This is a genomic window from Spongiactinospora sp. TRM90649 (assembly GCF_029382225.1).
Taxonomy (GTDB): domain Bacteria; phylum Actinomycetota; class Actinomycetes; order Streptosporangiales; family Streptosporangiaceae; genus Spongiactinospora.
Genome location: NZ_JARLTC010000033.1, coordinates 142,702 through 150,989, shown reverse-complemented (window position 1 = coordinate 150,989; position 8,288 = coordinate 142,702). Strand labels below are relative to the sequence as shown.

Below are 8,288 nucleotides of genomic sequence, written 5' to 3'. Positions count from 1 at the left end.
ACCGGCCCGGCCCCCGCCGCCGCGCGCGCCAGGGCCGCCGCGTGGAGCGCGGGCCTGGCCCTGCTGCGCGGCGAGGCGGCGGACCGCCCCGACGCCCGGCACCAGGGTCTGCGGCTGTTCGCCGGAGCCGGCGACCCCGCCGGGCAGGCCAGGGCCGAATGGTTCCTGGCCTACGCCGGGCTCGACGCCGGCGACACCGCCGCCGCCGACGACCTGCTCGGCCGGGCGCTGGCCGGTTTCACCGCCATCGGCGACGAATGGGGCCTGGCCGCCGTGCTGGTCACCCGCACCAAGCTCGCCCACATCCGGGGCGATTTGGCCACCCTCGAAGCCGACGGGCGGCGCGCCGCCGCCCTGTTCGCCCGGATCGGCGACCGGTGGGGCGAGCAGCAGGCCACGGCCTGGCTCGGGGCGCTGGCCGAGATGACCGGCGACCAGCGGGAGGCCGCCCGGCTGCACACCGAGTGCCTGCGGCTGGCCGAGGAACTCGGGCTGTGGCCCGAGGTGGCCGGGTCCCTGGCCTGGCTCGGCTGGATCGCGCTGCAGGAGGGCGACCACGAACGGGCCCGCGACCTGTGCGAACGCGGGCACCGGCTGGCCGTGGAACAGGGCTCGCGGCCCCTGGAGGTCTTCACGGGGATGGGGCTGGGGTTCGTGGCCCGCCGGGCGGGGCTGCTGGAGGAGGCCGACGCGCACCTGCGGGCCGTCCTGGCCCTGGGAGGGCACGACCAGCAGGGTGAGCCCGGTGAGGACGCCGATGAGCATCCGGCCCCGCACCTGCCGATGGTCCTCACCGAACTGGGCGTGGTGGCCGAACGGCGCGGCGACGCCGCGGCCGCCCTGTCCTACCTGCGCCGGGCCCTGGCGCCGGCGGTCCGCCTCGGCGCGCCCAGGGCGCAGGCCCTCGCGCTGGAGGGCGCCGCCGCCGCGCTGCTGTGCGCCGGACGCCCCGGCGACGCCGCGCGGCTGCTCGGCGCGGCGGGCGAGGTGCGCCGCACGGCCGCGCTACCCGTCGGCTCCGCCGAACGCCAGGACATCGACCGGGTGGCCGCACTCCTGGCCGAGGTCCTCGGCGAGGACGGCCGCGCCGCCTGCATCATGGCCGGGGCCGCGCTCACCCCCGCCGCCGCCGAGCCGCTGCTGATCCACCCGCCCGCCGCGTCATGAGCCGCCGTTCTCTTGCCCGGGGACGCGCCGTACACCGGGGTGGCGGGGTCCATGGCGCGGCCCGTCGCCACGTCGGCGATCCCGGCCACGGCGTCCACGATCGGCTCGCCGTCCCGGTAAACCGCGACCTGGATCCCGGTCTCCTGCCCGGATCCGACCAGCTCGCCCATGACGTCCTCGACCCGCCGCTGAACATCGCTCATCGTCGCCCTCTCATCAAGCCCGGCCATGCGGCCGGGGCCGGGGGTCACGCCACGAACGGCTGCCGCCGCCTGGCCTCGCGCAGGGCCCGGGCCCACCAGCACAGCCGCTCCAGCACGGTGCGCACGGTGTCCTCGCAGACCGCGCCCGGCCGGGGCCAGCTCCCGTCGGCGGCGAACCGCTCCCAGTAGCACGGCAGGCTCACCCCGTCCCGCAGCGGCACGGCGTGCAGCTCGGTGAACACCTGGCGGAGCTGCGCTACCGCGTGCAGGCCCCCCGACTCGCGGCCGTAGGAGACGAACGCGACCGGCTTGGCCCGCCACTCCCCCAGGTACCAGTCGATGGCCGTCTTCAGCGGGGCGGGAAAGCTCAGGTTGTACTCCGGGGTGACGATCACGAAGGCGTCGGCCGCGTCCAGCCGCGGCGCCAGCCGCCGCACCGCGGGCGGGACGTCGTCGTCCACGTCGCAGAGCGCGTCCGGCAGCCGGGCCTCCGCGAGGTCGATGAGATCGACCTCCAGCCCCGGCGTACGGCGGGCGCGGGTGGCGAACCACCGCGCGACCGTGGGACCGAAACGGCCCTTGCGCGTACTGCCGATGATGATCGCCAGCCGCAGCCGATCGTGCTCGGGCATCCCGTCCTCCCTTGTGCGTGACGCTTCCCTCGAACCGCCGTCAGCGTGCCGGAGGCCGTTTACGGTTCGTTGACCCTCGATTTACGGTCCCCCGGGAGGACGGCGGATCTTGCCGCAGGGGACGCGCCCCCGGTAACGTCGGCACCTCAACCGGTTTAAGTGGTTACGGGGGGTCGCGTGACCGGCGCGGAAACGGCGCGGGCGACGGCCACTTCTGCGAGCGCGTGCTACGCGACGACGCGCTGCTGGTCAGCAGGTTCGGCACGGCGGGAAAGGCCCAGGTCGTGCCGCTGATCCAGGCCAACCGCAACCCGTTCGTGCGGGCGGAGCCGTCCGCGCACCGTGTCGTCGCGCTCGCCGGCCGCGCTCACCGGCGACAGCGCGCTCATCACCTACCGGTGCGACTACACCGCCCGGACGCCGCCCCGCCCGCGCGGCGCGGGCCGCGTCAGTAGTAGCCCTTGTGCCCGTCCAGCAGCTCCCTGATCACGTCCAGGTGGCCGGCGTGCCTGGCGGTCTCCTCCACCATGTGCAGGACGATCCAGCGCAGCGACGCCGCGCCCGCAGGAAAGCCGGGATGACGGCCAGTGTCGTCCAGCGAATACGCGGCGATGATCTTGTCGGAGGCGGCGCACTGCTCGGCGTACTCGTCGAGCAGCCGGGCCAGCGGAACGCCCTCCGCCCGCATGTCGGCGTCCTCGACGTCCTCGCTGAACTGCGGCTGCCCCTCGGACGAGCCGCCCATGAACAGCACCTCGAACCAGGTGTGCTCCGTCCAGCGCAGGTGGGACACCAGCCCGGCCAGCGTCATCAGCGGCGAGCCGGGCAGCACCGGGCGATGCGCGTCGGCCTCGGACACCCCCTCGCACTTGTAGTGCACGATCGCGCGCTGCATGTCGTACCAGCCCATGAGCTGCGTCCGCTCGTCGGCCGTGAAAGGGGGGCGTACGCGTGGAGGAGGAGGCGTCATAGGCGCCGACGTTACTTCGCGCGCCCCGCGCCGCGCACGCCGTTTTCCCGCGCCGCGATACCGGCCACACTATGTGGCCGCGTTGCTACTCTTCGCATTCAGGGGGGTCGCGGGGGCGGATAACCGGGAAGTGGTCCCCGTGGCGAAGGCGAAGGGGGTGCCCATGCACCGGGCGGGTGTGCTCGACGTCGGATGCCACAGCGCCACGCTCACCGTGGTCAGGGGAAGACGGCCCCGCCACCCGGCCGACCCGCCCCGGCGGACCGCCTGGAAGACCATCGCCACGCACAAGGCGCGGCTGCGGCTGCACGACATGCTCACCCCCGACGGGCGGCTCGACGACCACGGCGTGCGCAGCGTCCAGCGGGCGGTGGCCTCCGCCCGCGCCGCCCACCCCGCCGAATGGCCCGAGGTGTTCCCCTTCGCCACCTCCGTCATCCGCGACGCCCCCAACCGCGAGGAGGTCATCGGCCGGGTCGCCGAGGTCACCGGCACCCGGCTGCGGGTGCTGCCCGGCCTGGAGGAGGCCCGGCTCGCCTACGTCGCCGCCCGCCGCTGGATCGGCGACACCGGCGGCGGGCTGCTGGTGCTGGACATCGGCGGCGGCACCGTGGAGATCGCCTGCGGCCACGGCGAACGGCCCGACGTGCTGCTCTCACTGCCGCTCGGCGCGCGGGCGGTCACCCGGCGCTGGCTGCCCGGCGGCATCGCGCCCGGCCTGCCGTACCTGCGGGAGGTGGCGCGGCATCTGCGGCGGGTCCTGGCCCGCGCGCCCGGCCTGCCCGCCGCCGCCCCCGGCGGGCAGGTGCTGGCCTGCTCCAAGACCTTCGGCCAGCTCGCCGTCCTGGCCGCCGCCGCCGGTCCGCCCGGCGCCGCGAAAGACGGCCTCGACCTCGCCGGGGTGCGCGGCTCGCTGGCCGTCCTGGCCGCCACCGACGTTCCCCGCCGGGGCGACCTGCCCGGCATCAGCCGCCACCGCGCCGAGCAGTCACTGGCCGGCGCCCTGGTCGCCGAGTCGCTGATGCGCGCCTGCGGCGTCCCCCGCGTGGAGATCTGCCCCTGGTCCACCCGCGAGGGCCTGCTCCTGGAGACCCTCGACGCCCGGGCCCGGCCCGCCCCCTGACCCATCAGGGGGCGTCGCCCATCCGCACCCCCGGATGGGCGGCCCGGATGTCGCGCGCGGCCAGCGCCACGGTCCGCTCGATCCGGCGCAGCCGGGTCTCCGGCCGTTTCGCCGACGCGATCCACGTCAGGATCAGGCGGCGGGAGGACGGCGGGAAGCCGTCGAAGTTGACGCGCGCCGCCTCGTCCGCGCCGAGCCGTTCGCGCAGGTCGGCCGGTACGGCCAGGCTCTCCGCGTCGGGCACGACCTCCCAGGTCCCCCGGCGCTTGGCCAGTTCGACCATGGCCCGCCCGGCCTCGGTCATCAGCCCCAGCTCCGTCATCCGCGCGGCCCGCCGCCGGTTCACCGCGCTCCACGTGCCGCGCGGATCGCGCGGGGTGAACCGGAGCCGGGAGCTGTGCTCGTCGTGCTTGCGGGCGTGGCTGTCGATCCAGCCGTAGCACAGCGCGTGCTCGATCGCCTCGGCGTAGCCCATGCCCGGGGTGGAGCTGTCCCTGTGGTGGATGACCAGCCACGCCTCCTGCCCGGCGGCGTGGTTGGCGGCCAGCCACGCCCGCCACTCGGCGGGCGTGCCCGCGTGTACCAGGTTCATCTCAGCGCCCCGTCCGGTCGGCGAGGACGTCCAGGTAGTGCTGGTTGTACATGACCCCGAGAACGTTGCCGAACGGGTCGGTCACCGACGCGGTGACGAACCCCGGCCCGCGCTCCACCGGCTCGGCGTGCACGGTCGCGCCCAGCTCGACCAGCCGCCGGAAGGCCGCGTGGACGTCGTCCACGTGCCAGTAGGCGATCTCGCCGCGCGGCTCGGCCGACCGGCCGCCCGGCACGAACCGGGCGTCGATGAGGCCCAGCTCGTGCTGGTAGTCCCCGACCCGGAACTCGATGTAGGCCGGGCGGTCCTCGACCGAGCGGGCGAAGTAGGGCTCGACGCCGAGCACTTCGGCGTACCAGTCGCGGGCGGCGGCCAGGTCCTCGGCGACGAAGGTGACGGTGGTGAGTCCGCGCAACATCTTGGGTGTTCCTTCCCTCGGTGGGTGACCCTTTGATTCTTCGCCCCAAAGTGCTCACCAATTGAGCACTTTTTCCGGCAGTCTTGAACCATGCGCGCTGACCGTCTCGTCGCCGTCCTGCTGCTGATGCAGACCCGTGGCCGGGTGACCGCCACCGAACTGGCCACCGAACTGGAGGTGTCCGTCGCCACCGCCCGCCGCGACCTGGAGGCGTTGTCGGCTGCGGGCATCCCGGTCTACCCGCAGCCCGGGAGAGGCGGCGGATGGTCCCTGGTCGGCGGCGCCCGAACCGACCTCAGCGGCCTGTCCGCCGCCGAGGCGCAGGCCCTGTTCCTGCTCGTCGGCCCGGCGGCGGCGCTGTCGGAGGAGGCTAAGGCCGCGCTGCGCAAACTCGTGCGGGCGCTGCCGACGACCTTCCGCGCCGACGCGCAGGCCGCCGCCGAGGCCACCGTCATCGATCCCGCCCGCTGGGGGGAACGCGACCGCGACAGGCCCGAACCGGTCGCCCTGCTGCAGGACGCGGTGATCAGGCGGCGCAAGGTCCGCCTCACCTATGCCGGGCGCGACCGCCGCAGCGAACGCCTCGTCGACCCCTGGGGCCTGGTCGACAAGGACGACATCTGGTACCTGCTCGCCGGCACCGACGCCGGGCGGCGCACCTTCCGCCTCGACCGGATCATCGCCGCCGAGACCACCGGCGAACCCGCCGAACGCCCCGACGACTTCGCCCTCGCCGCCGCCTGGCAGGAGGTGGTGACCGAGATGGAACGGCGGCGCTCACGCACCTGGGCCACCGTCCTGGTCGAGGCCAGGTTCGTGCGCGTGCTGCGCGACCAGTTCGGCCGCCACTGCCACGACGACGGCGAGAGCGACGGCCGCGCCCGCGTACGGCTCGGCGCCCCCACACCCCTGGACATCGCCCGCCACCTGGCCGGCTGGGGAGCGATGATCGAGGTCCTCGAACCGGCATCGGTGCGCGGCGAACTGGCCCGCATCGGCGGCGAGCTCACCACCCGCTACTCCTGAACCGATCGGTTTCGGTCACCTAGGTATTTCGCTAAGGAGCATGAAGAAAGCCTTATCATTCTGAATTTTATGCTCCTTAAGGCCGTCCCTCCCAATGAACGACGTAGAAGTCTGGGCCGATCGGGAACCGTGGACCTCTCCACACCCGGGTTCCCGATGGAGACCATGAGACCGCTGCGGCCGACGCTCACCGACCTGGCCACCGGGAAGACCGCATCGGTCGCCACGGAGGCCGGGGAACTACGGGTCCTCCTGGAGGCCATCGGCGCCGAGCCGCCACGCCCGGTCCTGCTGATCGCCGGCACGGCTCCCCTTACCCGCCAGGCCGTATGTGTATGCCCTGGGCGCTGAGCGGCAGCGCGAATTCCCGGCGATGATCGGGCGGTTTGGTCGGTCAGCGTGTGCGTTGGTTGATGAGGACTTCTAGGCCGTCGAGGAGGCGTTGGAGGCCGAACTCGCGGCTCTGGTCCGGGGTCTGTTCCCCGGCGGATGCGATGGCGGCGGTCAGCGCGGGAAAGCGGTCGGCGGCGTGGTCGGGCAGGGTGCTGAGGTCGGGCGTGAGCTGCCGCTGTGTGGTCCATGGCTGGGTTCCGGCCGATGCGGATGATCGGGTGTTGCGGACGTGGCCACTGAGCAGGAGGATCGCGTCCATCTGCTCGCTGCCGTCCAGGCCGGTCCCGGCGAGGGCGGCGACCGCGATTTCTGTCCAGCCGATCTCTTTGGGGCCCATGACCCGCTCGCCGATGGTGGCGCCGGGCAGCCACGGGTGGCGGTCCCAGGTCGCCCACAGCTGCTGGGCCCACTGTTGGAGCTTGCCGCGCCAGCCGCCTGGGACCGCGCTCAGATCGAGCGGCTGGCCCACGGCTTCCTCGATCATGACGGCGATGAGTTCGGCCTTCCCGCTGACGTAACGGTACAGCGCCATCTTGGTGAAGCCGAGTTCGCCGGCGACCCGCTGCATGGACAGCGCGGCCAGTCCTTCGGCGTCGGCGAGGTCCATCGCGGCCCTGGCGATGTCTTGGATGGTGAACGCAGGCTTGGGTCCCCGGTTCGGCGCTGGTCGCACCCCCCAAAGCAGCTCAACGGTGCTGTCCAAATCGATCCTCCAGGAATGCCTTGCCGCCGGCCTGAATCTGTGTCTAGCATACACAGCGTCCGCCGGATACTGTTTCGTGGATCGTCATCAGCTACAAGGGGGCCATCATGGCTGAGAACACCGACCAGCAGCGCAAGGTCATCGCCGACGCCGTCGTCTCGATGGACGGATACACCAGCACAGGCCCCGAGGACGACATGAGCTGGGCCATGGCCCACATCAGCAGCGAGCAGAGCGAGATCATGTACGAGGGGATCTGGCGCGGGGTGAGCACGGCGGTCGTCGGCCGCGTCAACTGGGAGGGCTTCACTTCCGTCTGGCCCGGCCTGACCAGCGACCCGAGCAGTTCGGCTCGGACCCGCGATCTGGGCAACTGGCTCGCCACGGTCGAGAAGGTGGTCATCTCCACGACCCTGCAGCAACCCGACCTGGACAAGACCGAATGGACCAACGCCCGAGTCTCCCGCGACCTCGAGGCCGAGGTACGTTCCCTCAAGGCCGCGCCGGGCCGCGACATCCTCGTCATCAACAGCGCCAGCATCATCAAGGCACTGCTCAAGGCCGACCTGATCGACGAGCTCCATATGACCGTGGTCCCGGCGACCCTGGGCGGCGGAGTGCGCCTGCTGCCCGACGGCCTGGCGTCGAAGTGGCGGCTTTCCCACGCCACCACCATCCCCGAGACGAGCGCCGTCGCCCTGTGCTACCACCGCCCCTGAGCCCGGCGTCTCGCCTCGGCCGGGCGGAACCCTTCGGCGACGCCTTCGGTCCGCACGAGGAGGCCGGCCTCGGTGAGGATGTGCCGCTGCCGCAGCAGGGACTGGGTGGCGCCGGAGGCTCGATCTTCAACGTCCCCCCGCCCGATGGCGTCGGGCAGCAGGACGCGGACGGCCGGGCCGGTCGCGCGGAGTTCGTCGAGCTGGGCGTACAAGCGCCGGCCGGTGGGATCGAGGGTGATGGGCTCGCCGCGGGAGCCGGCGGGGCTGGCGGGACTGGTGGGCTCGGTCACGATCTCCTCCTGGGGAAAGGCGGGTCTTCGAGGCCGGGTCGTCGTAAGGGTG

General features: G+C 73.1%; 11 protein-coding genes and 1 pseudogene. 6 read left to right on the top strand and 6 right to left on the bottom strand.

Features of this window, described 5'->3' with window-relative positions; genetic code table 11:
• Positions 1-1,167 (top strand): annotated as a pseudogene (locus P3X83_RS33185) (AfsR/SARP family transcriptional regulator); the annotation flags it as partial.
• A gap of 247 nt (positions 1,168-1,414) precedes the next feature.
• Here P3X83_RS33185 and P3X83_RS33180 read toward each other — a convergent pair.
• Positions 1,415-2,002, bottom strand: a complete 588-nt coding sequence (locus tag P3X83_RS33180; protein WP_277309254.1) for an NAD(P)H-dependent oxidoreductase — start codon at positions 2,000-2,002, stop codon at positions 1,415-1,417.
• A 224-nt stretch (positions 2,003-2,226) separates the two neighbouring features.
• Between P3X83_RS33180 and P3X83_RS33175 the strand changes: the two genes are divergently transcribed.
• Positions 2,227-2,457, top strand: a complete 231-nt coding sequence (locus tag P3X83_RS33175; protein ID WP_277309253.1) for a hypothetical protein — start codon at positions 2,227-2,229, stop codon at positions 2,455-2,457.
• On the opposite strand, the gene P3X83_RS33170 is transcribed toward P3X83_RS33175, so the two are convergent.
• Entirely contained in the window at positions 2,451-2,972 is a 522-nt protein-coding gene (locus tag P3X83_RS33170) for a DinB family protein (protein ID WP_277309252.1), read from the bottom strand. The two genes, P3X83_RS33175 and P3X83_RS33170, sit on opposite strands and share 7 nt — an antisense overlap.
• A 139-nt stretch (positions 2,973-3,111) precedes the next feature.
• On the opposite strand from P3X83_RS33170, the gene P3X83_RS33165 reads away from it, so the two are divergent.
• The gene (locus P3X83_RS33165; RefSeq protein WP_277309251.1) at positions 3,112-4,095 is read left to right on the top strand and encodes a Ppx/GppA family phosphatase; all 984 of its coding nucleotides are present in this window, start codon (positions 3,112-3,114) and stop codon (positions 4,093-4,095) included.
• A 4-nt stretch (positions 4,096-4,099) separates the two neighbouring features.
• Here the strand turns inward: P3X83_RS33165 and P3X83_RS33160 are convergent, their stop codons facing one another.
• Together P3X83_RS33160 and P3X83_RS33155 are read right to left on the bottom strand one after the other, a co-directional pair.
• A complete protein-coding gene (locus P3X83_RS33160) occupies positions 4,100-4,687 on the bottom strand; it encodes a YdeI/OmpD-associated family protein (protein WP_277309250.1) in 588 nt (195 codons plus the stop codon).
• 1 nt (position 4,688) lies between these two features.
• Positions 4,689-5,105, bottom strand: a complete 417-nt coding sequence (locus P3X83_RS33155; RefSeq protein WP_277309249.1) for a VOC family protein — start codon at positions 5,103-5,105, stop codon at positions 4,689-4,691.
• 90 nt (positions 5,106-5,195) lie between these two features.
• Here P3X83_RS33155 and P3X83_RS33150 point away from each other — a divergent pair, with 90 nt between their 5' ends.
• Both P3X83_RS33150 and P3X83_RS33145 read left to right on the top strand, forming a co-directional pair.
• Positions 5,196-6,131 carry a WYL domain-containing protein gene (locus P3X83_RS33150; protein WP_277309248.1) on the top strand — a complete coding sequence of 312 codons (936 nt, stop codon included), beginning with the start codon at positions 5,196-5,198 and terminating at the stop codon, positions 6,129-6,131.
• Positions 6,132-6,296: 165 nt separating this feature from the next.
• Entirely contained in the window at positions 6,297-6,482 is a 186-nt protein-coding gene (locus tag P3X83_RS33145) for a hypothetical protein (protein ID WP_277309247.1), read from the top strand.
• 43 nt (positions 6,483-6,525) lie between these two features.
• Here the strand turns inward: P3X83_RS33145 and P3X83_RS33140 are convergent, their stop codons facing one another.
• Positions 6,526-7,227, bottom strand: a complete 702-nt coding sequence (locus P3X83_RS33140) for a TetR/AcrR family transcriptional regulator (RefSeq protein ID WP_277309246.1) — start codon at positions 7,225-7,227, stop codon at positions 6,526-6,528.
• Between the two features lie 107 nt (positions 7,228-7,334).
• Here P3X83_RS33140 and P3X83_RS33135 point away from each other — a divergent pair, with 107 nt between their 5' ends.
• Positions 7,335-7,946, top strand: a complete 612-nt coding sequence (locus tag P3X83_RS33135) for a dihydrofolate reductase family protein (protein WP_277309245.1) — start codon at positions 7,335-7,337, stop codon at positions 7,944-7,946.
• Here the strand turns inward: P3X83_RS33135 and P3X83_RS33130 are convergent.
• The gene (locus P3X83_RS33130; RefSeq protein ID WP_277309244.1) at positions 7,931-8,236 is read right to left on the bottom strand and encodes a hypothetical protein; all 306 of its coding nucleotides are present in this window, start codon (positions 8,234-8,236) and stop codon (positions 7,931-7,933) included. The two genes, P3X83_RS33135 and P3X83_RS33130, sit on opposite strands and share 16 nt — an antisense overlap.
• Positions 8,237-8,288 lie beyond the last annotated feature (52 nt).